Raw genomic sequence first — 23,565 nt, forward strand, 5'->3', positions numbered from 1 at the left:
CCTACGCTCACGACCGTGAGCGACATCGAGGTGGACTACGCCGACATGAAGAAGACCGCCCACGGGTTCCGCGACGTGGCGACCGACCTCTCGGACGCCCGGCTCAGCGGCCTCCCGAGCGGCACCGGCACCTACGGGTACGCGTACCTCGCGGGCGCCGTCGAGCAGGTCGTGGAGGCCTTCAACCAGCGGCACGACGCGATCGTCAAGGGCACCTCGGGCGTCGGCACCACGATCGACGCGTGCCGCCTCGCCTACCAGGCCGCGGACGCGTTCGCCGAGACCAACCTCGGCCGGCTGCTCGGCAACCTCCTCGGCACGGGGCCCCGGTGAACGGCAGCCCGGCGCAGGTGCGCGCCGCCGCCACCGCGCTGACCACCGCCGGCAACACGAACATCGGCGCCTCGGAAGCGATCACCGCGCTCGACGTCGAGACGTGGCAGGGCTCGGCCGCCGGCGGCTTCCGCGACCGGCGCCTCGCGCTCTCCCAGGAGGCGACGGAGCACGCGGCGGACCTGCGCGCCGCGGCGAACATCCTCGACCGCTACGCGGGCGAGATGGAGACCTGCGACCTCGAGATCGCCACCGCCAAGGCCGCGGTCGAGAAGGCGTGGGACGCGTGGCGCGCGGACCCGCTCGACCTCAGCGTGCTGCCGAAGATCATCAACGGGATGAACGACGCCTCCGTGGCGACGGACAAGCGCGAGCAGTACTCGATCCATGCCGCCGACGAGCTCCTGGCGCTCGTCGCGTCCGACTCGTCCCATCTCCCCGAGCTCACCTGGCCGCCCGACGGCTGGCCGCCGCCGGCGTCGCTGCCGACCGTGCCGATCCCGGGCGGGCTCGACGAGAACTCCCCGTTCGACCCGCTCGACGTCTCGCAGGGCGGCATCGGCGACTGCTACCTGCTGGCCTCGCTCATGGCGCTCATGCAGACCGACGAGGGCGACCAGCTGCTGCGCGACAACCTGCGCTGGGATCCCGAGCGCGGCGGGTACTGGGTCACGCTGCACGTCGACGGCAAGGAGGTCGTCTACTTCGTCGACCGCGCGCAGCAGGGCGGCGTCACGGAGAACGGCGGCCCGGGCATCGCGTCGATCTACGAGAACGCGCTCAAGCAGCACCTGAAGTTCAACGACCTCAACGACGGCGGCTGGCCGGCCGACGCGCTCGAGCTCCTCACCGGCGGGGACACCCACGTGTACGAGGACCGCTTCCTGCGCGGCTGGGACTGGGGCGACATCCGCAACGACGTCGAGGACGGCGATCAGCTGGTCGCCGCCACGCGCTCGGGCCCCAAGGCGGGCATGTGGCCGGTCGAGGCCGAGCGCCCCGGGCCGGACGGGACGATGCAGACCGTCAAGGTCGACATCGTCGGCTCGCACGCCTACACGGTGGTGAGCGTCGACAAGGACGGTGACGTCACCCTGATGAACCCATGGGGCCAGGGCAACGGCGCCGACGGCGGCGGCCCGATCCGCATCTCGCAGGACGACTTCGAGCGGATCTTCCACCAGATCGCGAGCACGGGGGACGGCAAGTGAGCGAGAGATTCGTGCTCGAGGCGGGCACCCAGCACCTCGGCGACGTCCGGCTCGCCGTGACCGACGCCGGCACCGACGGCGAGGGCGCCTTCGCCGCGGTCCGCGTCGGCACGTTCCCCGACACGACCGACGTCGTGCTGCGGCCCGGCGTGCCGCACGCGCTCCCGGACGGGCGCGAGCTGCGCCTGGCCGCCGTCGGCCCGGGCGCGCGGCGCCCGTCGGCCGCGCTCGAGATCGCGGAGCCCGCGTGAGGCGGACCCGGCGCGCCGCGCCCTGGATCGCCCTCGCCGTCGTCGTCGCGATGGTGCTGCTCGGCATGGCCGGCGCGATCGGCGGCGCGTTCTGAGCGCGACCCCCGACGAGGTCGGCCGCCTCCGCGCGTAGCGCGCCGAGATGCGCGAGGTCCACCGGCGCCTGCGCGACGCGATCGACCTCGCGCGCGTCGCAGTCGAGGAGGAGCACGCGGCCCCGTCCGCCGCGCCCGACCCCCTCCTGTACTGCTGGGGCTTCTGCGCGGCGCTGAGCGGCCACCACCGCAGCGAGGACGGCGCCCTCTTCCCCCGCGTCGTCCGGGCACACCCCGAGCTCGCGTCCGTCCTCGCCCAGCTCGTGCAGGACCACGCGATGATCGAGCACCTCATCGGCGAGCTACGGCGGGCCGAGGACGCACCGACCGAGGAAATGCTGCGCCACCTCGACGGGATCGAGGCGGTCATGCTCACGCACTTCCGCTACGAGGAATTGCGGCTCCTACCTATCCTCGACGCCATGAATGCCGACGACCTGCTCGCGACGGATCCGTACGGCCCACTCGCCTGAGCGCTGCGCGATTTGCACCGGCGATGCCGTGTCAAATGGGGTAGCGAGAAATCACCCGGCAAGGACGGCCGACTTCTCCTCCCGGCACTCATTAATTGATGGGGAAGTGCCGAGACGAAGAGGGAGCGAGGCCGGCACTCGACGTCGGCACCTCCCACGGCGACTCCGGCGACGGCGCCGAGCGGGTAGCTCGAAGAGCGGCGGCAGCGCCGCGAAGCCTGTCGTCCGTCATCGAAGGAGTCGTGCCCGTGTCCCCGAAGAAGCTCACCGCACTAGCCGTCACACCGCTGCTCGCGCTCCTCGCCGCCTGCGGCTCGACCGGGGCGATCGAGGCGAAGAGCGAGCCTGACGCCAAGGCGAGTGCGACCTCCGAAGAGGAACCGACTCCCGAGCCCGAGAAGACCGAGAAGCCGGAAGCGCCCGCCGTCCAGGAACTCGTCGTCGTCAACTCGGCGTTCGGCCAGCGTTCCTACGACGCATCGGTGTGGTGGTACACCGTCATTCTTGAGAACCCCAACCCGGGTCATGTCTTCTCCTTCGCGGAAGTGAACACAGAGGCGTACGGAGCAGACGGCGTCATCCTGGACACCGGCACCGACTTCCTCGAGATCCTGCCCGGACAGATCGCCATCACGGGGACGTTCTTCAACGTGGGACAGAACCTCATCGATCACATCGAGGTGCGGGGCCCGCTCGCGAATGCCGCTCTGCCTGCCCCGACTGAAGGCGTCGGCACATTCAGTGCCAGCGAGGTCGCCGCGGTGACCGACTCGTGGTCGACCACGGTCGGCGGGAACCTCACCGGGACCTTCGCGACTGAGCAGGAGTTCGTCACGGTCGTCGTGGTCGCCTCGAACCCGGCCGGGACAATCATCGGCGCGGATATGGCTTACGTGGACCGACTTCCCGTCGGCGGCACGGTCCGGTTCGAGGTGATGTTCGCAGACCCGCTGCCCGCGGACACCATCTACTCGGTCTACCCCCGTCTCTGAGCGCGCGACGTCCCGCGTGACCTACCTCGACCAGCACGGACGCCCGAGAGTGGTGCCGTGCTCCGGATACGCCACCACCGGCTTTGTGCTCGCCGCCGTCGGCCTGTGGCCGCTCGCGCTCGCCTTCTGCGGACTCGCCTGGGGCGAGACCAGCACGGGTGAACGCGGCGGTCATGGGCTGACCGTGGCGGGCATCGTGCTCAGCGTCCTGGGCATCATTGGAACGATCTTCGCGATCATCCTCGCCGCAAGCGGCGTCAGTCTCATCGGCGCCCTGATGGACGCGATCACACCCTGAGGCACTCTGCGCCGGACAGGCGGCACCGCCCTTGTCCGACCCGCGTCTACGGCCCTGTCGTCTGAGCGTCGCCGGAGGAAGGAAGACTTCGTCACGCCATGCGTGCCGAAGTCTTCACGCCGAGCGCGGACTCAGGCGACGAAGATGCAGAACGGGTGCCCCGACGGGTCCGCGTAGACGCGCAGCGGCTCGTCCGGGTCGTCGCTGCGGTCGAACCGCAGGCGCCCGCCGAGCGCCAGGACGCGCTCGTGCTGGGCGTCGAGCTCGTCCTTCGAGCCGACCACCGTGTCGAGGTGCAGCTGCTGCGGGACGGTCTGGTCCGGCCACGTCGGCTCGACCTGCTCGTCCTCCTGCTGGAACGCGAGCTGGGCACCACCGGGGTTGCGCAGCACGAGCCAGTCGCGGCCCTTCTCGTCCGGCTCGCCGGGCGGGGGCGGCTCGTCGCCCGGGCGGTACTCGAGGCCGAGCAGCTGCCGGTAGAACTCCGCGAGGCCGCGGGCGTCCCGGGTGTCGAGCACCACGGACGCGATCGTCGGGTACGTCGTCATCGTCCACCTCCGCCTCCCAGGGTGGCGCGCCCCTCCGGCACGCGCACCCCCGCACCGCCCCGCCGTGGCCGCGTCGACCCGGCGTGCCCACTGGCGGACGCGCGGCACCGATGGTCTGCTCGTGCCGTGAGCGAGGCGAGCACCCAGGCCGGCGGACCGGACGCACCGGTGGGGCAGCACGTCCTCGTGGCCGACGACGACCCGGACATCCGCGACCTCGTGGCGTTCAAGCTCGGCACGGCCGGGTACGAGGTCGAGGTGGTCGGCGACGGGCTCGCGGCCCTCGAGCACGCGCGCGCCCGGCCGCCGCGGCTCGTCCTCCTCGACGTCATGATGCCCGGGCTCTCGGGGCTCGACGTCGCCCAGCAGCTGCGCGCCGACCCGCGTACGGCGACCGTCCCGATCATCCTGCTCACCGCCAAGGCCCAGGAGTCCGACGTCGAGGGCGGCTTCGGCGTCGGCGCCGACGACTACGTGACCAAGCCGTTCTCGCCGCGCGAGCTGCTCAGCCGGGTCCGGGCGGTGCTCGCGCGCTCGGTGCCGTGACCACCGCGGCAGCGCTCGGCGTCGCGCTGGTCGCGCTGGCGGCGCTGCTCGCGGCGCTCGCGCTCGTGGTCACGGTCGCCCGCACCCTCCGGCTCTCGCGCGCCCGCCGGCGCCGCGTGCGCGCCGAGCCCCTGCGGCCCGTGCTGCTGCGGCTCGCCGCGGGCGACCCCGAGGACGCCGAGGAGGCGCTCGCGGAGCTCGCCGCCCTCGGCGCCGCGGACTGGGCGGCGGTCGAGCCCGTCGTCGGCGGGCTGCTGCTCAAGGTGCGCGGCGAGACGCACGCCGCCGTGGTCGCGCTCCTCGAGCGTCGCGGCACGCTCGACCGGGCCCGCGCGCGCACGCGGTCGCGCAGCGTCGTCCGCCGGGCCGAGGCCGCCGAGCTGCTCGGGGCGACCGGCCTCGCGCGCGCCACCCGGCACCTCCTCCCCCTGCTGGAGGACCGCGACCCCGAGGTGCGGCAGGTCGCGGCGCGCGCGCTCGGGCGCGGCGGGGACGCCGGCGCCGTCCGCCCCCTCCTGGCGCGGCTCTCGCCCCCGCGCGAGATCCCGGCGCGCGTCGTGGCGACCGCCGTCCTGCGGCTCGGGGCCGCGGCGCACCCCGCGCTCGTCGACGCGCTGCGGGCGGGCGACGCGCCGCAGCGCGCGACCGCCGCGGAGATCGCGGGCCTCTCGGGCGCCCTGCCCTGCGTGCCTGGACTCGTCGCGGCGCTCGAGGGCGACGACGTGCTGGAGGTACGAATCCGCGCGGCACGCGCGCTGGGCCGGCTGGGCCCGCGCGAGGCGGTGGCACCCCTCGTCGCCGCCACCGCCGACCGCGAGCCGGTGCCCCTGCGCGCCGTCGCCGCCCGCGCGCTCGGGGAGGTCGGCGACCCCGCCGCCGTCCCGCACCTCGCGGCCCTCCTCCGCGCGGCGGCCCACCACGTCGCGGCCAACGCCGCGCGCGCGCTCGCGGACCTGGGCCCCGCCGGACGCGCGGCCCTGGCCGCCGCGGCGGACCATGGGACCGACGGCGCGAACGGCCCGTCCGCCGGCCCCGCGACCGGCGAGGCCGCCCACGCCCGCGACGCGCTCGTCACCGCCGGGCTGCGCGAGCGCGCCGGGGCGACGTCGTGACCCGCGGACCCGGGGCGGTGCCGTGGGCTCCCTGGCACGGCGTGCCGACGATGCCCGAGCCCGTCGAGGACTTCCTCGAGCCGGTCCGCCAGAGCGCGCCGGGCCGCACGCTGCGCGAGGTGCTCACGGTCGTGTTCGACGCCGTCGGCGAGCCCGTGCTCGGGTACTTCCTGCTCATCAACACGAGCTACCTCGTGCTCATCGCGTTCGCCGCGCTCGAGTTCGCGCGCCACCTGCGCCGCGCGCCGTTCGCGGGGCTCGACGACGTCGCCGTCAGCCCGCTCGCCCTGCCGGCGTCGGTCATCGTGCCCGCGTACAACGAGGAGGCGGGCATCGTCGCGTCGGTGCGCGCGATGCTCGCGCTGCGCTACGCCGAGCACGAGGTCGTCGTCGTCGACGACGGCTCGGCCGACGCGACCTTCGAGCGCCTGCGCGCCGCCTTCGGCCTGGTCGAGGTGCCCCGCGTCGTCCCCGACGACGTGCCGGTGCGGCAGCGTCCGACGTCGGTCCACGTGCCCGCGGACGGGCGGACCCGGCTCGTCGTGGTGCGCAAGGAGAACTCGGGCCGCGCGGACTCCGTCAACGTCGGCGTCAACGTCGCGCGGTACCCGCTCGTCGCCATGGTCGACGCCGACTCGATCCTCGACCCGGACGCGCTCCTCGTCGTCGCGAAGCCCTTCGCCGACGACCCCGACCGCGTCGTCGCGACGGGCGGCGTCATCCGCGCGGCCAACGGGTGTCGCGTGGTCGCGGGCCGCGTCGTCGACGTGCGGATGCCGCGGTCCTTCCTCGCCCGGATCCAGGTCGTCGAGTACCTGCGCGCGTTCCTCCTCGGCCGGACGGGCTGGTCGAAGCTCGGGTCGCTCATCCTCATCTCGGGCGCGTTCGGGCTGTTCCGCCGGGACGTGCTCGTCGAGGTGGGCGGGCTCGACGCCGACTGCATCGGCGAGGACTTCGAGCTCGTCCTGCGCCTGCACCGGCACCTGCGGCGCGCCCGCCGCGAGCACCGGGTCGTGTTCGTCGCCGAGCCCGTCAGCTGGACCGAGGTGCCCGAGACCGCTCGCGTCCTGCGCAGCCAGCGTCGGCGCTGGCACCGCGGCATGTGGGAGGTGCTCTGGAAGCACCGCTCGATGACCCTCAACCCGCGCTACGGGCGCATCGGCATGGTGGCCGTGCCCTACTACTGGCTGTTCGAGCTCCTGGCGCCGGTCATGGAGCTGCTCGGCGTCGTCCTCGTCGTGCTCGGCCTCGTCGTGGGCGCGGTCGACGTGGACTACACCGTGCGCTTCCTCCTCGTCGCCTACGCGTTCGCGATCCTCGTCTCGCTCGCGGCCGTGTGCGCCGAGGAGCTCTCGTTCCACCGCTACGGCCGGTGGCGCGACCTCGGGCGCATCCTCACCTCGAGCGTGTGGGAGAACGTCGGCTACCGGCAGGTCACCGCGTGGTGGCGGCTCCAGGGCCTGTGGCAGGGGCTGACCCGGCGGACGCAGGTGTGGGGCACCATGACGCGCACGGGCTTCGCGGACGAGACCGAGGCCGCCGGGGGCACCGCGGGCACGGCCGCAGCGACCACCCGCGGGGGCACCTCGTGAGCCCGGCCGAGCTGTCCTTCCGCCCCGGCACCCTGCGCCAGACGCTGCGGCGCGGCTTCGGCACGGTCATGGTCCTCGTCGCGGGCGTCGGCCTGGCCGGGATCTTCGGCGTCGGGATCGCGACGCAGCGGGTCGAGCACCTCTCCCGCGTGCTCACGCCCGCCGTCGAGGCCAACGCCGAGGCGCTCCAGCTCATGCTCGACGCCGAGACCGCCGTGCGCGGCTACCAGCTCACGGGCGACGCGGCCTTCCTCGTGCCCTACGAGGCCGCGCAGGACGACGTCCTCGGGGCGGTGACGTCGACGCAGAGCCTCGGCGAGCTCGCGGGGGTCGAGGCGCCCTACGAGCGCGAGCTCGCCGCGGCGCGCGCGTGGCTCGAGGAGTACGCGGCCGACGTCGTGGACGGCGCGGGCCCGCCCGACGAGGCGACGTCCGACGCGGGCAAGGAGCTCTTCGACGAGTTCCGCGCCGAGCAGCGCGCCGTCGCCCAGGCGCTGAGCGTGCGGCGCGAGGAGGTGCGCACGGACGCGCGCCAGTACCGCGCCGCCGTCGTGCCCGGGCTCGGCGCGCTGACCGCCCTCGGCGTGGTGTTCGCGACGCTCGTCACGCGCGGGACCGTGCGCGCGGTGGCGGGCCCGCTGGACCGCGTGCGCGACGTGCTCGAGCGGCAGCGCCTCGGCGACCACGCCGCGCGCGCGCCGGTCGCCGGCCCGTCCGAGGTCCGTGACGTCGCCGAGGCCGTCAACGCGCTCGCCGACGAGAGCGACCGCCTGCGCGAGCAGCAGGCCGAGCAGGCCGCGCTGCGGCGCCGCACGCGCGACGCGGTGCGCCTCGTCCGTGACGAGCTGGGACGCGTCGCCGTGCTCGAGGTCGCCGCGGGCGCGGTCGCCGAGCTGGTCGGCGCGGACGCCGTCGTGCTGCGCTACCTCGGCCGCGGCGGCCGGCGCCACGACGACGTCGAGGTGCCCGACGGCGTCTGGCCGGCGCGCGGCTCCCGGCGGCCGGCGCCCGTCCCGCACGGGCCCGACGACGTCGCCCTCGCCCGCGCGCTCGCGGGCGCGACGGAGGTCGTCGTGCTCGAGCACGTGCCCGGCCCGACCCCTGCCGACGGCGGGACCGAGGGCGCGGCCGCGCGGCTGGTCCGCGCGGTCGCGCCCGGCGCGATGAGCGCCGTCGTCGCGCCCGTCGCGGTGGGCGGCGAGGTGCTCGGCCTCGCCGTCGTCGCCTTCCATGCGACGCACCGCCTCACCGAGGACGAGGAGCAGGCGCTGGGTCGGCTCTGCGACGACCTCGGGCAGGCGCTCGAGCAGAGCGACCTGTTCGAGCGGCAGCTGCGGCTGGTGGACCAGCTCCAGGAGCTCGACCGGCAGAAGTCGGTGTTCCTCTCCAACGTCTCGCACGAGCTGCGCACTCCGCTGACCTCGATCACCGGCTACGCCGAGATGCTGCTCGACGGCGACGGCGGCGCGCTCGGTCCCAGCGCGGCGGAGATGGTCACCGTCGTCGAGCGCAACGCCCAGCGGCTGCGCGAGCTCATCGAGGACCTGCTGACGCTCTCCCAGATGGAGTCCGGCGCGCACCGCGGCCGGCGCGAGGCGGTCGACCTCGCGGAGGTGACCGCGGCCGCCGTCGCGACGCTCGAGCCGCAGGCGCGCGCGGGGGGCGTCCGGCTCGCGACGCACCTCGGCCCCGACGTCCCGACGATCATGGGCGACGTCGGCCAGCTCGAGCGCGTCGTGCTCAACCTCGCGGGCAACGCGGTGAAGTTCACGCCCGACGGCGGCTCCGTCGACGTCCGGCTCGACCGGCACGACGGCGGCGTGCGGCTCGTCGTGCGGGACACCGGCATCGGCATCCCGGTCGAGGAGCAGGAGGACCTGTTCCAGCGGTTCTTCCGCGCGTCCAACGCCGTCGAGGGGGCCGTGCCCGGCACGGGGCTGGGCCTGTCGATCGTGCGCGGCGTCGTCGAGGCGCACGGCGGGACGCTGGCCCTGCGCTCCGCGCCCGGCGAGGGCACCGAGGTCGAGGTGACGCTGGGGATCAGGGCCCCGCGCTGACGGGGAGCCGGTCCCGCGCGCGCCGGACCGCGCGCGGCCCGTGCGTCACGAGCGCCCAGTACCCGACGCCGGCGGCGAGCGACGCGACGACGCCGAGGGCCGGGTGCACGGTCGCGAGGTCGGGGTACACGAGCCAGTGCACGAGGTAGACGTGCAGCGACGCGCTCGCGAGCATCCCGAGGCCGCGGTGCAGCGCCGTCGGCACGGGCACGGTCGGCAGCCACGCGAGCAGCAGGAGGCCGACGGCGATGACGGCCTCGCGCCGCGGGTCGTCGAAGAAGCCGGGCACCGTGAGCAGGACGACGGCCGAGAGCGCGAGGCGCTCGCGCACCCGGCGCGCCCGGGCGAAGCCCCAGCCGAGCGCGAACAGCCAGAGCACGGGCGCCGGGTGCGGCGTGGGCAGCACGACGAGGTCGAACCGCGTGAGCAGGCCGACGCCCAGCAGGGCCACGGGGAACCCGAGCGGGAACCGCCGCTCGGCGCGGTCGGCCCAGGGCACGGCGAGCAGCGCGACGACGCCGACCAGCACGTACACGAGCATCTCGACGAACCAGAAGTGCCACTGCGGCGTCCACGTCGGGGACCCGACGAGCGCGTTGACGAGCGCCACGTTGGCGAGCGTGTACGTCCCCGTGAGCAGCGCCGCGACGGCGATGAACGCGACGCTCGGGACGACGACGCGCGCGAGGCTGCGCAGCTGGCGGCGCAGGCGGGCCGTCCGGTCCCCGACGAGCTGGAACCGCGCGAAGTTGAACCCGGCCACCGCGACGAGCACGTGCGCCGTGCCCGGCCACGCGAACAGCTTCGCGTGGGTGCCGACGATGAGGACGATCGCGACCGCCCGGAGCACGACGCTCGTCTCGACGGCCCCGAGGAGGCGGCGGCGGCGCGCACCGGCCGGGCGGGCGGCGTCGGCGGCCGACCCGGCGAGCGCGCCCACCGGGGTGACGTGCCAGTCGGCCGGGAGGTGGCCGAGCGCCGCCTCGAGGCGCACCGAGGTCGCGACGTACGAGAGGGAGTCGCCGCCGAGGTCGACGAACGACGCGTCCGGCGGGACGCGGTCGAGGCCCAGCTCCTCGGCGTAGATGCGGGCGACGTCGGCGGGACCGTCGGGCTCCGCCGGGGGCGTGACGACCGCGGCGTCGAGCGCGGCCACGGCGGCGAGGTCGACCTTTCCGGACGCCACGCGGGGCAGCGCGTCGACGGGGTGCACGACGACGGCTCCGCGCGGCAGCGCCAGCCGCTCGGCGAGCAGGGCGCCCAGAAGCCCGGCGTCGAGCGCGCCCTCGACGGCGACGACGAGCCGCTCGTCGCGCCCCGCCGCGGCGGCCGTGAGGCCCATCCCCGCGAGGACGGCCTCGACGTGCCCGAGGTCCACGCGCAGCCCCACGACCTTGAGGAACCGGCTGCGCCGCCCGACGACCTCGACGACGCCGTCGGGCCCGAGGCGCGCGAGGTCGCCGGTGCGCAGCACGTCGACCGTGCGGCCGAGCGCGAGGTCCGCGGGCGACTCCGCGTAGCCCAGCATGACGTTCGGGCCCTCGTAGACGAGCTCGCCGTCGGGCGACCCGGGCACGGGCTCGATGCGGAGGCTCCCGCCGGGGACGGCGCGCCCGACGGCCCCGGGCCGGGTCGGCGCGAGGTCGGGCGGCAGCACGGCGATGCGGGCCGTCGCCTCCGTCTGCCCGTACATGACCACGAGGTCCCAGCCGCGCTCGCGGCCGACGCCGGCCCAGCGCCGGACGGCGTCGGGCGCGAGGCGGCCGCCCGCCTGGGTGACGTAGCGCAGGCTGGGCAGGTCCATCCGCTCGACGCCGAGCCGGTCGAGCAGCTCGAAGGTGTACGGCACACCCGCGAACGTCGTCACACCGGCCTCGCGCGCGAGCGCCCAGAAGCACGGGTCGACGACGGACAGGTCGGTGAGCACGAGCGTCGCGCCGCGCAGCAGGTGGCTGTGCACGACGGAGAGGCCGTAGGAGTAGTGGAACGGCAGGGTGGTCGCGGCGCGGTCGTCCGGCCGGACGCCGAGCGCGTCGGCGACCTGCTCGGCGTTGGCCTGGAGGTTCGCGCGCGAGAGCCGGACGAGCTTGGGTGCCCCGGTCGAGCCCGACGTGCTGAGCAGCAGCGCGAGGTCGGGGTGGAGGTCGTGCGCGGTCCCGGGGCGGCGCTCGTCGAGGACGACGTCGTCGCCGGGCGCGTCCCGGCCGCGCAGCACGACGTCGGGGTCCCACGCCGCGACGAGCGCGTCGACCGCCTCCGGCTTGTCCCCCGGCAGCAGCAGGACGGCGTGCCCGCCCGCGAGCGCGCCCAGGTAGGCGACGAGCGAGCCGACGTCGTTCAGGGCGGCGACGGCCACGAGCCGCCGCGTGCCGAGGCGCCGGGCGACGTCGTCGGCGCGCGCGGCGAGCTCGGCGTACGTCAGCGTGCCCGTGGCGGTGCGCACGGCGGGGCGGTCGCCGTGGCGCGCGAGGTCCGCGAGCGGCAGGGCCTCGACGGGCAGGACGGTCACGAGGAGGAAGCCTAAAGCAAGGCTTACCTAACCCGGAAGCGAGGGCGGGCGGGCCGTCAGGTCGCGAAGAACGACACCGGCCCGGCGACGAGCAGGCCCACCTCGGTGTCGACCTCGGGCAGCGGGCCCTGCGTCCGGACGAGCACGTCCACCGGCGCACCGTCGCGCCAGGGCACCTCGAGCCGCACGGTCGCGTCGTGGCCGTGGAAGGTGACGTCGCGGACACGCCCGCGGATGCCGCGCCCGGCGCGCACCATGTGGATCTGCTCGGGCCGCACCGCGACGCAGCCGGGCCCGGACGCGAGGGCGTCGCCGCGCACGAGCTGGAGGCGCCCGATCGGGGTCTCGACGGCCGCGCCGTCGACCTCGACGGGCAGCACGACGGCCTCGCCCACGAAGCGCGCGGTCTCGAGGTCCACGGGCTCCCGGTAGAGCGTCGCGGGCGGGGCGGCCTGCACGACGACGCCGTCGCGCACCACGGCCACGAGGTCCGCGATGCTCAGCGCCTCCTCCTGGTCGTGCGTGACGAGCACGCCCGTCGCGCCGGCCGCCTTGAGCGCGGCCCGGACGTCGTCGCGCAGCGCGCCGCGCAGCCCGGCGTCGAGCGCGGAGAACGGCTCGTCGAGCAGGACGACGTCGGGCCGCGGTGCGAGCGCGCGCGCGACGGCGACGCGCTGCTGCTGCCCGCCCGAGAGCTGGGACGGCATCCGGTCACCGATGTCCGCGAGGCCCACGAGCGCGAGCAGCTCGCGGACGCGCTCCTGCCGCCGCCGGCCGGCGTCGCGCCCGCGGCCGCGCAGGCCGAACGCGACGTTCTGGGCGACCGTGAGGTGCGGGAACAGCGCGCCCTCCTGGGGGACGACGCTGACGTTGCGCTGCTCCGGCGGCACGGACCCGCGCGCCGACACGACGGCGCGGTCGCCGATGACCACCTCGCCCGCGTCGGGCTGCTCGAACCCCGCGACGACGCGCAGCAGCGTCGTCTTGCCGCAGCCGGACCGGCCGAGCAGCGCGACGAGCGCGCCCGAGGGGACGTCGAGGTCCATCCCGCGCAGCACGTGCGTGGACCCGAAGGACTTGTGCACGCCGCGCACGACGAGGCGGCTCATCCGCGTCCCGCCCTCGTGCGCCTCGTGCTCATCGTGCCCCGCCCTCCGTCGCCACCGCGGGCACCACGGTAGCCACCGGGTCGACGGGCTCCCCGCCCGGCTGCGCCGGACGGGTCACGCGCTCCTGCACGCGCGCGAGCAGCACGGTCGGCACGGCGGCGAGCAGCACGAGCGCGACGGCGTACGGCGCGGCCGCCGCGTACGCGCCGACGCCGGTCTCGGTCCACAGCCGGGTCGCGAGCGTGTCCATCCCCGTGGGCCGCAGCAGCAGCGTCGCGGGCAGCTCCTTCATCGCGGTGAGCGTGACGAGCGCGAACCCCGCCGCGATGCCCGGCGTCGCGAGCCGGAGCGTGACGTCGCGCAGCACGCCGGCGGGCGTCCGGCCGAGCGAGCGAGCGACCTCCTCGAGGCGCGGCGGGCTCTGGCTCACCGCCGCGCGCACGGCACCCACGACGGCGGGCATGAAGAGGACCGCGTAGGCGAGCACGAGGAGCGGGGTGCGCTGGTAGACCGGCTGCGCGTACCGCACGCCGAAGAAGACGAGCGCGAGCGCGACGACGATGCCGGGCACCGCGTGCCCCGCGTACGTGAGGTGCTCGAGCAGGCGCCCGCCGCGGTCGGGGTGCCGCGCGGCGAGCACCCCGACGGGCACGGCGAGCGCGGTCGCGGCGAGGGCGCCGAGGACGGCGACCCACACGGTCGAGACGCCGGCGGGCACGAGCTCGGCCCAGTCGACGCCCGCCGAGCGGCCGCGGCTCACCCACAGGCCGAGGACCACGGCGGGGAAGCCGAGCGCGACGGCCGTCACCGCGCCCGTGAAGGCGACGGCGAGCGGCGTGGCCCGGCCCAGGTCGACGTCGTGCAGCGCGCGCGCAGCGCCCGCGCCGAGCCGCGCGTAGCCCGCGCGGCCCCGGCTGCGCTGCTCCGCGACCGTGATCGCGACCGTGATCGCGACGAGCACGAGCGAGAGGACGGCGGCGGGCGTGCGGTCGAAGGACGCGCTGTAGGACGTGTGGATGACGCGCGTGAAGACGTCGTACCGCATGAGCGAGGGCGTGCCGAAGTCGCTCAGCGCGTAGAGCGCGACGAGCAGCGCGCCCGCCGCGACCGCGGGCCGCACGACGCGCGCGGTGACCTCGACCGTGGCCGCGAGGCCCGTCCGCCCGAGGGAGCGCGCGACCTCCTCGAGCGCGGGGTCGGTGCGCGTCAGGGCCGCCGCGACGGGCAGGTAGACGTAGGGGTAGGTCGAGAACGTGAGGACCAGCCACGTGCCGAGGAACCCCGACACCCCGGGGGCCACCGACACCCACGTGTACGCGGCGACGAAGCTCGGGACGGCGAGCGGCAGCGCGGCGAGCACGGCCCAGCCGCGGCGCCACGGCAGCCGTGCGCGCGTGGTGAGCCACGCGAGGGCCACGCCGATGACGATCGCCGAGGCGGTCACGGCGGCCGCGAGGGCCAGGCTGCGCAGCACGAGCGTGACCGTGCGGTCCCGCACGAGGATCGCGACGACGTCGGCCGCGCCCGCCTCGGCGGCCCGGACGACGAGGTAGACGACCGGGAGCAGCGCGACGGCCGCCGCGACCCACGCGGGCGCGAGGAGGACCGCCGTCGGCCGGGCGGTGCCGGACCGGGACGGACGGCGCGCGGCGCGACCGGGGAGGCTCAGGTGAGACCCACCTCGTCGAGCAGCGCGAGCGTCTGCTCGAGCGACTCCAGCGCGTTGAGGTCGACGACGTAGCCCGACAGCTCCGACAGGGGCTGCAGGTCGTGCTCGGTCGACGTGATGCCCTCGACCACGGGGTACTCGGCGGTGACGTCCGCGAAGTACTGCTGGGCCTCGTCCGAGACGAGGAACTCCGCGGCCGCCTGGGCCTCGTCCGCCATGTCCGAGCCGGCGAGCACGCCGACGCCCGCGACGTTGATGAGCGCGCCCGGGTCGTCGCTCGCGAGGAAGTGCAGGCGGGACGGGACGGCGTCGGCGCCCTCCTCCGCGACCTGCTCGTACCAGTAGTAGTGGTTGATGAGGCCGAGGGCGACCTGCCCCTCGTCGACCGCGTCGAGCACGGCGATGTTGTTGTCGTAGGCCTGCGGGTCGAGCGCCGCGAAGTCCTCGAGCCACCGGCGCGCGCCGTCCTCGCCGCGGTCGAGGCGCAGCGCGGTGACGAACGCGTGGAAGGACGCGTTGGTCGGCGCGAAGCCGATCTTGCCGCGGTACGCCTCGTCGAGGACCTGGTCGATGCCGGTGAACGAGGTGACCTCGGGCGCCTGAGCGGGGTCGTACGCGAGGACGCGTGCCCGGGCCGACGTCGCGACCCAGGTGCCGTCGGCGTCGCGGTACTGCTCGGGGACGCGGTCGAGCACGGCCGCCGGGAGGTCGGCGAGCATGTCGGCGTTCTTCAGCGCGCCGAGCGCGCCCGCGTCCTGGCTGAAGAAGAGGTCGGCGTCCGTGCCCTCGCCCTCCTCGAGCAGCTGGGCGGCGAGCTCGCTCGAGCCGGCGTAGCGGACCTCGACGGGGACGCCGACGGCGGCCTCGAGCTGCTCGAGCAGCGGGCCGACGAGGTTCTCGTTGCGGCCCGAGTAGATGGTCAGGGCGGGCCCGGACTCCTCCTCGGGCGCGGCGTCGCCGCACGCGGCGAGGGCGCCGACGGCCGCGAGCGACGTGGCTGCGGCGAGGACGCGGAGGCGGGCGGGGACCGACGGGCGCATGGGGACCTCAGGGGTGGGGCGGCGGGGGCGCCGGACTCCGGCGCGCGCTCGACTCTAAGGCAACCCTTACCTCGCACGGAAACGGCGACCGGCGGGCGTGCGCGGGGGCCCGACGGCGCGGCGCCCCGTGCCTCAGCCCTCGCTCACACCCACGGTCACGGTGCCGGTCTCCCGCGCCCGTGGGTCGACGACCACGACGTGCTCGCCCGCGCCGGCGACGCGGTGCCGCAGCTCGCCCGCGCCGTCGAGCAGGCAGCCCGAGCGGACCTCGCGGCCGTCCGGGCCGAGAAGCCGCACGGCCTCGCACTGGTCGGCCAACGTCGCCCCGCTCAGCTGCACGACGACGACCTGGCCGGCCGCGGCCGCGAAGGGCAGTCTCGCGACGGAGCCCGCGCGCTCGAGCCGCACGTCGACGGGCGGTCCGCCGAGCGTCAGCGGGCCGACCTGGTCGACCGTGCTCGCGAGCCGGACGCGAGCCGTGCCGGTTCCGGCGTCGGCGGGGTCCACGACGACCGCGTACCGGCCGGTGGCGGGCAGCGTCGTCGCGTCGACGGTTCCCTGCCCCCCGCGCACGCAGCCCGACGCCAGGGACGCGCCGTCCGGCGCCAGCAGCTCGACGACGCCGCACCCGCCCAGCGCGGGCGAGGCCGCGTCCACCTCGACGAGGACCGCCGCTCCCGCGGCGCCGTCGAAGGTCACGACGCCGACCGCCCCGGGCGCCGCGACGCCCACCACCGTCCCGGGCCCGTCCACGGTGACGTCCCGCACGTCCGCGACGGCGTGGCCGAGGCGGAGCGGGGAGCCGTCGGCCGCGCCGCGGCCCTCCGGCGCGCACCCGGTGCGGACGGCGCCGCTCGGGCCGACCAGGACGAGGCCGGCGCACCCGTCCCGGTGCTCGGCACCCCCGCCGTCCCGGTGCTCAGGTGCCGGGGCCGCGGCGGTGGCGAGCGCGACCGTGAGCGCGACCGCCGCTGCGGCCGTCAGGGCGGCTCGTCGGGTCCGGGCCGGTGTGCGCATGGGTGACCCCCTCGTTCGGAAGGAGTCCTGCGCGCCGCGTCTGTGACGGCGTCAGCCGAGCGGGACGTGCGCGAGCGCGGCGCGCGACGTCACGCCGGTCTTGGCGAAGACGTTGCGCAGGTGGAAGTCGACGGTCCGCGGGCTGACGAAGAGCTGCGCCGCGACGTCCCGCGTGGCAAGACCCTGCGCGACGAGGCGCGCGACCTGCAGCTCGGTGGGCGTGAGGTGCGGCGCGGCGCCCGGGTCGGCGTCGCGGCGCCGGACGGTCTCGCCCGACGCCCGCAGCTCCTGCGCGGCGCGCTCGGCCCACCGCCGCGCGCCGACGTCCTCGAAGACCTGCAGCGCCGCACGCAGGTGCGGTCGCGCGTCGACGCGCCGACGCTCGCGGCGCAGCCACTCGCCCAGGGCGAGGTGGGTCCGGGCGGCGTCGACCCGGCGCGGCGACACGGCGTGCAGCGCCAGCGCGCGGCGCAGGTGGGCCTCGACCTGCGCGCCGTCGGCGAGCGCCGCGCGCGCGTGCTCGGTCACCGCGCCCGCCCACGGCGAGCCGGTCCCCTCGGCGAAGTGCGCGATCTGCGCGAGCCACCGCTCGGCGAGGTCACGGCGGCCCGCCGCGACCGCCGTCTCGATCCGGTCGAGCGCGATCATGCGCTCCGCGAACCCGTGGGCCATCTGCTCGTAGTGGTGCAGCGCGTCCGCGGGTGTCGTGGCCAGGACCGCGCGCGTCCAGAGCAGCTGGTCGCGGACCGAGGACTCCGTGGTGCCCGACGGCCCCTCGGCCAGCACGCGCTCGAGCGCGGCGAGCTGCTCAGGCGCGTCGTCGGCGCCCCGCAGCGCGGCGACCAGCGCGATCCAGGCCCGGGGCATCGCGGCCAGCGCGGGCCGGCCGGTCGCCTCGGCGAGGCCGAGCGCCTCGCGCGCGCCCGCAGCGAGCTGGTCCCAGCGCCCCAGCACCTGGTCGACCGCGCCCCGGCGCGTCAGGGCGTAGAGGACCATGATCAGCGCGCCCGCGTCGCGCGCGTCCGCGAGGAGCCGCTCGTGCAGGCGCAGCGCCGCGTCGTCGAGCGCGACGTGCATCGCCGCGAGCCCGAGGTTGGGCAGCAGGCCCTCGAGCCCGAGGTCGACGTCGGCGGAATGGGCCTCCGCCGCGCGGACCGCGTCGACCGCCGGTCCCCACGCGTGGCGGCCCAGGTGGACGAACGCGCGCAGCAGGTCGGCGGTGCAGCGCTCCTCCGGGGTGGTCGGCTCGCCGACGAGGGCGAGCGGGTCGGCGGACGCCTCGACGGGCGTCGTCGCGGTGAGCGACGCGGCGAACATCGCGAGCTCGCGGGCCCGGCGCGGGTCGTGCGGCGCGACGGCGGCGGCCTCCCCGAGGAGGCGCCGGTGCGCGACCTGCACGGACCCGGTGTTCCACTCGACTCGGGCGCGCAGCAGCACGGCGTCCGCGTGGCGCCGGGGGTCGTCGAGCACGAGCACCGCGGCGTCGGCGAGCGTCGCGGCGCGGTCGGGCTGGCCTGCGGTCCACGCGGCCGACGCCGCCTCCTGCAGCCGCCGCCCGCGCGCGCCCGGGTCCGCCGTGAGCTCGGCCGCGCGCTCCCAGGCCGCCGACGCCGCCTCGTGCCCGCCCACCGCGGCCGAGCGTCGGGCCGAAGCCTCGAGCTCGGCCACGACCGACTCGTCGGGGTGCGGGGTGGCCGCGGCGAGGTGCCAGGCGCGCCGGTCGGCGTCCTGCGGCCCGCGCAGGGCCTCGGCGAGCGCGGCGTGCGCGCGCCGCCGCTCGGGCGTGCTCGCGCCGGCGTAGACGGCCGACCGGACCAGCGGGTGCCGCAGCTCGACCCGGTCGCCGTGGCGGCTCAGCAGGCCGGAGCGCTCGGCCGCCTCGGTCGCGACGTCGTCGGCACCCAGGGCGCGCGCCGCCTCGTCGACGACGGCGAGGTCGCCCGAGTCGTCCGCGGCCGCCACGAGGAGCACGGCGCGCGCGCCGTCGGGCAGCCGGCGGTACTTGTCGAGGAAGGCCGCCTCGACGCCGCCGGTGAGGGGCAGCGCGGCGGGCAGCGGTGCGCGACCGAGGAGCGCGTCGCGCTCGACCGCGTGCGCGAGCTCGGTCAGGGCCAGCGGGTTCCCGGCGGTGCGCGCGTGCAGCGCGCGCGCGACGGCGTCGGGCACGTCCTCGCCGAGCTGCTCGCCCAGCAGCGCCCGGGTGGCGTCCGGGGCGAGCCCGTCCACGCGCAGGGTCGGCAGGTCCGCGGCGTCGAGGCCCGCGTCCTCCCGGGCGGCGACGAGGAGGGCGAGCCTCTCGCCCTCGACCCGGCGGGCGACGAAGAGCAGCGCCTCGCGCGACGCGTCGTCGATCCAGTGCGCGTCGTCGACGGCCACGAGCACGGGCCGCGCCTCCGCGGCCTCCGAGAGCAGGCCGAGGACGGCCAGGTAGACGAGGAAGCGGTCCGACGCGGCACCGGGGCCGTCGGCGTCGTCGGCCTCGCCGAGCGCGACGCGCAGCGCGCCCGACTGGCGCGCCGGCAGCGCCGACGCCGAGCGCAGGAGCGGCCGCAGCACGCGGTGCAGCGCGGCGAAGGGCAGCGGGTACTCGGACTCGACGCCGCGCACCCGGAGCACGTGCAGGTCGGGCGCCGAGGCGACCGCGTCGGCGAGCAGGACGGACTTGCCGGCCCCCGGCTCACCCACCAGGACCAGAGCCCCGCCCTCGCCGCGGCGGGCGCTGTCGAGCACGCGCGCGACGGCGTCGCGCTCCGCGTCCCGGGCGACCACCACGGCGCGGAGCCTAGCCCTGAGCGGCGCCGCGCCGAACCCCCGCGGGACCGCCGTCCGACGACCACGCGCGTCCGATCCAGGCGGTTTCACCGGCGCGACCCGGTGGTCGCCCCGGCGACGCTCGGGGTGCACCGATCGGGACCCCCGGCACCGGTGCACCGGCCGGCACCCGCACGGCCGGACCACGAGACCCCGGAGCCGCCGCCGTGATGCCGTCCACCCCCCGCACCTTCGTCGGCAGCGCCACCGTGCGCGTCGCCGGCCAGGTCTGCGGGCACTGCCTCGACGCCGCCCTCGCGTCGGTCCGCCAGGTGCCCGGCATCCGCTCGGTCGCCGTGGACCACGCCCGCCGCACCCTCACGGTCGTCGCGGACGAGCCCGTGGACCGCGCGGACGTCGAGGCGGCCGTCGTCCGCACGGGCCACTGCGTCGCGCCGCTGCACTGACCGACCTCCCGCACCACCCGCACCTCCCGCACCACCCGCACGACCCGCACCACCCGCCCACCCCTCCACCCGCACCAGGAGCACCTCATGAGCGTCCTCACCACACCCATCGCTGGCGCTGCCGGCACCGCCGGCGCGGCGCCCGACGCCCCCGCCCCCGCCGCCGTCGCGCGCGGCGTCGTCAAGGTCTACGGCCGCGGCGCGACCGCCGTCCGCGCGCTGGACGGCGCCGACGTCGTCATCCCCGCCGGCCGCCTCACGGCCGTCATGGGCCCGTCCGGCTCCGGCAAGTCGACCCTCATGCACGCGATGGCCGGCCTCGACCGGGTCGACGAGGGCTCGATCCGGCTCGGCGGGACCGAGGTGACGGGTCTGTCCGAGCGGCAGCGGACGCTGCTCCGCCGGGACCGCCTGGGCTTCGTGTTCCAGGCGTTCAACCTCGTGCCGTCGCTCAGCGCCGAGGAGAACATCACGCTCCCGCTGCGCCTCGCCGGGCGCACCGCCGACCGCGCGTGGCTCGACGAGCTCGTCGCGACGCTCGGCCTCGGCGACCGGCTCACCCACCGCCCGAGCGAGCTGTCCGGCGGTCAGCAGCAGCGCGTCGCCGTAGCGCGGGCGCTCGTCACGCGACCGGAGATCGTCTTCGCCGACGAGCCGACCGGCAACCTCGACTCGCGCCACGGGCTCGCGCTCCTGGCCTTCCTCCGGCGCGCGGCCCGCGAGCTCGGCCAGACCGTCGTCATGGTCACGCACGACCCCACGGCGGCGTCGTTCGCCGACCGCGTCGTCGTCCTCGCCGACGGCCGCGTCGCGGGCGAGCTGACCGACCCCACCGTCCCCACCGTCCTGGCCCGCATGGCCGGGCTCGAGCAGCAGCCCGCCGCGCGGGCGGAGGTCTGAACCATGTGGCACCTGACCCTGCGGAACGTCGTGGCGCACCGTGCGCGGTTCGCCCTCACCCTGCTCGCCGTCGTCCTGGCGGTGACCTTCGTGTCCGGGAGCCTGCTGCTCACCGACACCTCCGACCGGCTGCTCGAGGAGCAGTTCGGCACCGCCGCCGCGGGTGTCGACCTCACCGTCCGCGGCGCCGCCGCGTTCGGGTCCGCGATGGGCGTCGAGGTCGACCGCGACCCGCTGACGCCCGACGTCGTCGAGCGCGTCCGCTCCGTCGAGGGCATGGGCGAGGTCGAACCCGTCGCGACCGGTCAGGGGCTGATCGAGGTCGACGGCGAGGCGCTCGTGCCCGTCGGCGCCTCGGTGCTCGCCTCGTGGGCGCCGGAGCCGTTCGGCGCGTTCACCGTGCGCGAGGGCCGCGCCCCCGCGTCCGCCGGCGAGGTCGTGCTCGACCTCGCGACTGCGCGCGACGCGGGCGTCGAGGTGGGCGACACGGTCGCCGTCCTCACCGACCTGCGCTCCGACCTCGAGGTCGTCGGCCTCGCGGGCTTCGGCGACGCCGACGGCGTGCCGGGCGCGACCCTCGCCCTCGTCACGCTCGCGGACGCCCAGCGCATGCTCGAGCTCGGCGACGGCGTGTCCGAGCTGCGCGTCACGACGGCCGACGGCACCTCGGTGCAGGACGCGCTCCCGACCCTCCGCGACGCGCTCGGCGACGAGTACGACGTCGCGACGGCGCAGGACACCGCAGCCGCGAGCGCCGACGCCGCGCAGGAGCAGCTCGGCTCGCTCGGCCTCGTGCTCACGGCGATGTCGGCCGCGGCCGTGCTCGTCGGCGGCCTGCTCATCGCCAACACGTTCGCGATCGTCACGAGCCAGCGGCGGCGCGAGCTCGCGCTGCTGCGGGCCGCGGGCGCCACCTCGGGCCAGGTGACGCGTGCGGTACTCGGCGAGGCGGTGCTCGTCGGCGCGGTGGGCGGCGCGCTCGGCACGGCGCTCGGCGTCGCGGCGGCGGGCGGGCTGCGCGCCGTCATGGGCGGCTTCGGCCTCGACCTGCCCCAGGGCGCGACGGTCGTCGCACCGGGCACCGTCGCGGTGTCGGTCGCCGTCGGCCTCGTCGTCACGGTCGTCTCGGCGGTCGGCGCGGCCCGGCGCGCGGCGCGCGTCGCGCCGGTCGAGGCGCTGCGGGCCTCGGTCGACCTCGCGGGCACGACGGCGCCCGGCCGCGTGCGGTCCGTGCTCCGCGCGGTCCCGCTCGCGCTCGGCCTGGCCGGCGTCGCCGCGGTCGTCGCGGGTGCCCCGGTGCTCGTCCTCGTGCCGGGCGCGGTCGCGACCGTCGTCGGGCTCGCGCTGCTGGGGCCGGTGCTCACGCCGCCCCTCGCGCGCGCCCTGGGCACCCCGCTGCTGCGCACCGGGGTCACGGGCCATCTGGCGCGCGAGTCGGCGGCCCGCGCACCCCGCCGCACGACGTCGACCGCGATGGCACTCGCGCTCGGCCTCGCGCTCATCGCCTTCATGACGGTGGTCGCGACGTCGCTCAAGGACGGCATGACGGGCGCGTACCGCGAGACGATCACGGCCGACCTCGTCGTCGAGAGCGCGCGCGGCGAGATGCTCGGCGGCCTCTCGACCGACGTCGGGCACCACGTCGCGGCGCTGCCGGAGGTCGGGTCGACGTCGCGCGTGCGCTACGGGCACTGGCTCGACGCCGGGCAGACGGGCGCGCTCGCCGCGGTCGACCCGGGCACGCTGCGCGAGGTCGCCGACCTGGACGTCGTCGCGGGGTCGCTCGAGGCGCTGGACGACGGCGGCGTCGTGGTCGCGGAGTCGGTCGCGCAGGAGCGCGGGCTCGAGGTCGGGGACACGGTGACCATGACGTTCTCGGCCACGGGCGACCAGGACCTCCGTGTCGTCGGGGTCCTCGACTCCCTCGACGCGCAGGCGCTCTCGACGAGCTGGCTGGTCTCGCTCGGCACCTACGCGGAGCACTTCACGGAGGACGTCGACGCGACGGTCCTCGTGCGCGGGGCCGACGGCGTGCCGGCCGAGGAGCTCCGCGCCGCGGTCGAGGACGTGCTCGCCGACCACCCGACGGCGGCGGTGCAGGACCAGGCCGCCGCCGCGGAGGCCCGCGGCGCGACCGTCGACCAGGTGCTGGGGCTCGTCACCGTGCTGCTCGTGCTCACGGTCGTCATCGCGCTGCTGGGGATCACGAACACCCTGGCCCTCTCGGTCGCCGAGCGGACGCGCGAGATCGGCCTCCTGCGGGCCGTCGGCGGGACGCGGCAGCAGGTCGGGGCGATGGTCCGGTCCGAGGCCGTCCTCGTCGCCGCCCTGGCGGCCGTGGTGGGCCTGGGTCTCGGCGTGGGGCTCGGCGCGGCGACGGTCACGGCGCTCGGGCGCACCGCGCCGCTGGTCGTCGCGCTGCCCGCGGGACGCCTCGCGGTCGTCGTCGTCCTCGCCGTGGTGGCCGGACTCGTGGCCGGCCTCGCGCCCTCGCGCCGGGCCGCGCGGATGGACGTGCTGGAGGCGATCGCGACCCACTGACCCCACCACCCGCGCGCAGGCCGCCCGCGTCGTCCGGCAGGATCCCGGTAGTTC

The 23,565-nt window shown here is 76.5% G+C and carries 20 protein-coding genes; 13 read left to right on the forward strand and 7 right to left on the reverse strand.

The features are described from left to right. Positions 1–15: 15 nt before the first annotated feature. The 6 genes from JIG38_RS03975 to JIG38_RS04000 all read left to right on the forward strand — a co-directional run bounded on the left by JIG38_RS03975 (position 16) and on the right by JIG38_RS04000 (position 3,653). Positions 16–333, forward strand: a complete 318-nt coding sequence (locus tag JIG38_RS03975; RefSeq protein ID WP_199422456.1) for a P-loop NTPase family protein — start codon at positions 16–18, stop codon at positions 331–333. Next, a complete protein-coding gene (locus JIG38_RS19935) occupies positions 330–1,544 on the forward strand; it encodes a C2 family cysteine protease (protein WP_199422457.1) in 1,215 nt (404 codons plus the stop codon). The genes JIG38_RS03975 and JIG38_RS19935 overlap by 4 nt, the downstream gene beginning before the upstream one ends. Continuing rightward, entirely contained in the window at positions 1,541–1,795 is a 255-nt protein-coding gene (locus JIG38_RS03985) for a hypothetical protein (protein ID WP_199422458.1), read from the forward strand. Before JIG38_RS19935 ends, JIG38_RS03985 begins: the two co-directional genes overlap by 4 nt. Before the next feature lie 142 nt (positions 1,796–1,937). Beyond that, positions 1,938–2,363 (forward strand): hemerythrin domain-containing protein, encoded by a 426-nt coding sequence (locus JIG38_RS03990; protein ID WP_199422459.1) that lies wholly within the window; start codon positions 1,938–1,940, stop codon positions 2,361–2,363. A gap of 248 nt (positions 2,364–2,611) precedes the next feature. Beyond that, on the forward strand, positions 2,612–3,355 hold the full coding sequence (locus JIG38_RS03995; protein WP_199422460.1) for a hypothetical protein: 744 nt from the start codon (positions 2,612–2,614) through the stop codon (positions 3,353–3,355). 16 nt (positions 3,356–3,371) lie between these two features. Beyond that, entirely contained in the window at positions 3,372–3,653 is a 282-nt protein-coding gene (locus tag JIG38_RS04000) for a hypothetical protein (protein WP_199422461.1), read from the forward strand. A gap of 131 nt (positions 3,654–3,784) precedes the next feature. On the opposite strand, the gene JIG38_RS04005 is transcribed toward JIG38_RS04000, so the two are convergent. Next, positions 3,785–4,201, reverse strand: coding sequence for a VOC family protein (locus JIG38_RS04005; protein ID WP_199422462.1), 417 nt, complete (start codon positions 4,199–4,201; stop codon positions 3,785–3,787). Positions 4,202–4,327: 126 nt separating this feature from the next. On the opposite strand from JIG38_RS04005, the gene JIG38_RS04010 reads away from it, so the two are divergent. The 4 genes from JIG38_RS04010 to JIG38_RS04025 are packed head-to-tail and all read left to right on the forward strand — an operon-like array spanning position 4,328 to position 9,508. Further along, positions 4,328–4,747 (forward strand): response regulator transcription factor, encoded by a 420-nt coding sequence (locus JIG38_RS04010; protein WP_307844565.1) that lies wholly within the window; start codon positions 4,328–4,330, stop codon positions 4,745–4,747. Beyond that, positions 4,744–5,859: a HEAT repeat domain-containing protein gene (locus JIG38_RS04015; protein WP_199422463.1), complete on the forward strand. Its 1,116-nt coding sequence runs from the start codon at positions 4,744–4,746 to the stop codon at positions 5,857–5,859. Before JIG38_RS04010 ends, JIG38_RS04015 begins: the two co-directional genes overlap by 4 nt. 50 nt (positions 5,860–5,909) lie before the next feature. Continuing rightward, entirely contained in the window at positions 5,910–7,451 is a 1,542-nt protein-coding gene (locus JIG38_RS04020; RefSeq protein WP_199422464.1) for a glycosyltransferase family 2 protein, read from the forward strand. Next, on the forward strand, positions 7,448–9,508 hold the full coding sequence (locus tag JIG38_RS04025) for an ATP-binding protein (protein ID WP_199422465.1): 2,061 nt from the start codon (positions 7,448–7,450) through the stop codon (positions 9,506–9,508). Before JIG38_RS04020 ends, JIG38_RS04025 begins: the two co-directional genes overlap by 4 nt. On the opposite strand, the gene JIG38_RS04030 is transcribed toward JIG38_RS04025, so the two are convergent. The 6 genes from JIG38_RS04030 to JIG38_RS20885 form a co-directional block, all read right to left on the reverse strand. Continuing rightward, positions 9,492–12,017, reverse strand: coding sequence for an AMP-binding protein (locus JIG38_RS04030; RefSeq protein WP_199422466.1), 2,526 nt, complete (start codon positions 12,015–12,017; stop codon positions 9,492–9,494). The two genes, JIG38_RS04025 and JIG38_RS04030, sit on opposite strands and share 17 nt — an antisense overlap. A gap of 56 nt (positions 12,018–12,073) precedes the next feature. Beyond that, complete coding sequence (locus JIG38_RS04035) at positions 12,074–13,126, reverse strand: ABC transporter ATP-binding protein (protein WP_199422467.1); 1,053 nt, start codon at positions 13,124–13,126, stop codon at positions 12,074–12,076. Between the two features lie 28 nt (positions 13,127–13,154). After that, positions 13,155–14,624: an ABC transporter permease gene (locus JIG38_RS04040; RefSeq protein ID WP_307844566.1), complete on the reverse strand. Its 1,470-nt coding sequence runs from the start codon at positions 14,622–14,624 to the stop codon at positions 13,155–13,157. A gap of 167 nt (positions 14,625–14,791) precedes the next feature. Next, on the reverse strand, positions 14,792–15,835 hold the full coding sequence (locus tag JIG38_RS04045) for an extracellular solute-binding protein (RefSeq protein WP_199422468.1): 1,044 nt from the start codon (positions 15,833–15,835) through the stop codon (positions 14,792–14,794). A 132-nt stretch (positions 15,836–15,967) separates the two neighbouring features. After that, the gene (locus JIG38_RS04050) at positions 15,968–16,852 is read right to left on the reverse strand and encodes a hypothetical protein (RefSeq protein WP_199422469.1); all 885 of its coding nucleotides are present in this window, start codon (positions 16,850–16,852) and stop codon (positions 15,968–15,970) included. Positions 16,853–16,903: 51 nt separating this feature from the next. Further along, positions 16,904–19,624, reverse strand: a complete 2,721-nt coding sequence (locus JIG38_RS20885) for a helix-turn-helix transcriptional regulator (RefSeq protein ID WP_199422470.1) — start codon at positions 19,622–19,624, stop codon at positions 16,904–16,906. A gap of 209 nt (positions 19,625–19,833) precedes the next feature. On the opposite strand from JIG38_RS20885, the gene JIG38_RS04060 reads away from it, so the two are divergent. The 3 genes from JIG38_RS04060 to JIG38_RS04070 all read left to right on the forward strand — a co-directional run bounded on the left by JIG38_RS04060 (position 19,834) and on the right by JIG38_RS04070 (position 23,511). Continuing rightward, positions 19,834–20,070, forward strand: a complete 237-nt coding sequence (locus JIG38_RS04060; protein WP_199422471.1) for a heavy-metal-associated domain-containing protein — start codon at positions 19,834–19,836, stop codon at positions 20,068–20,070. An 87-nt stretch (positions 20,071–20,157) separates the two neighbouring features. Beyond that, positions 20,158–20,970, forward strand: coding sequence for an ABC transporter ATP-binding protein (locus tag JIG38_RS04065; RefSeq protein ID WP_199422472.1), 813 nt, complete (start codon positions 20,158–20,160; stop codon positions 20,968–20,970). Positions 20,971–20,973: 3 nt separating this feature from the next. Then, positions 20,974–23,511, forward strand: a complete 2,538-nt coding sequence (locus JIG38_RS04070) for an FtsX-like permease family protein (protein WP_199422473.1) — start codon at positions 20,974–20,976, stop codon at positions 23,509–23,511. Positions 23,512–23,565: the final 54 nt, after the last annotated feature.

The sequence above is a fragment of the Actinotalea solisilvae genome (assembly GCF_016464425.1).
In the GTDB taxonomy this organism is placed as follows: Bacteria; Actinomycetota; Actinomycetes; order Actinomycetales; family Cellulomonadaceae; genus Actinotalea; species Actinotalea solisilvae.

Excerpts from the sequence above, each read along its gene's own strand:
- JIG38_RS03990 (WP_199422459.1), top strand. The coding sequence starts at position 1,938 with ATGCGCGAGGTCCACCGGCGCCTGCGCGACGCGATCGACCTCGCGCGC.
- JIG38_RS04050 (WP_199422469.1), bottom strand. The coding sequence starts at position 16,852 with ATGCGCACACCGGCCCGGACCCGACGAGCCGCCCTGACGGCCGCAGCG.
- JIG38_RS04035 (WP_199422467.1), bottom strand. The coding sequence starts at position 13,126 with ATGAGCCGCCTCGTCGTGCGCGGCGTGCACAAGTCCTTCGGGTCCACG.
- JIG38_RS04045 (WP_199422468.1), bottom strand. The coding sequence starts at position 15,835 with ATGCGCCCGTCGGTCCCCGCCCGCCTCCGCGTCCTCGCCGCAGCCACG.
- JIG38_RS04005 (WP_199422462.1), bottom strand. The coding sequence starts at position 4,201 with ATGACGACGTACCCGACGATCGCGTCCGTGGTGCTCGACACCCGGGAC.
- JIG38_RS04060 (WP_199422471.1), top strand. The coding sequence starts at position 19,834 with ATGCCGTCCACCCCCCGCACCTTCGTCGGCAGCGCCACCGTGCGCGTC.
- JIG38_RS04020 (WP_199422464.1), top strand. The coding sequence starts at position 5,910 with ATGCCCGAGCCCGTCGAGGACTTCCTCGAGCCGGTCCGCCAGAGCGCG.
- JIG38_RS04065 (WP_199422472.1), top strand. The coding sequence starts at position 20,158 with ATGAGCGTCCTCACCACACCCATCGCTGGCGCTGCCGGCACCGCCGGC.
- JIG38_RS04070 (WP_199422473.1), top strand. The coding sequence starts at position 20,974 with ATGTGGCACCTGACCCTGCGGAACGTCGTGGCGCACCGTGCGCGGTTC.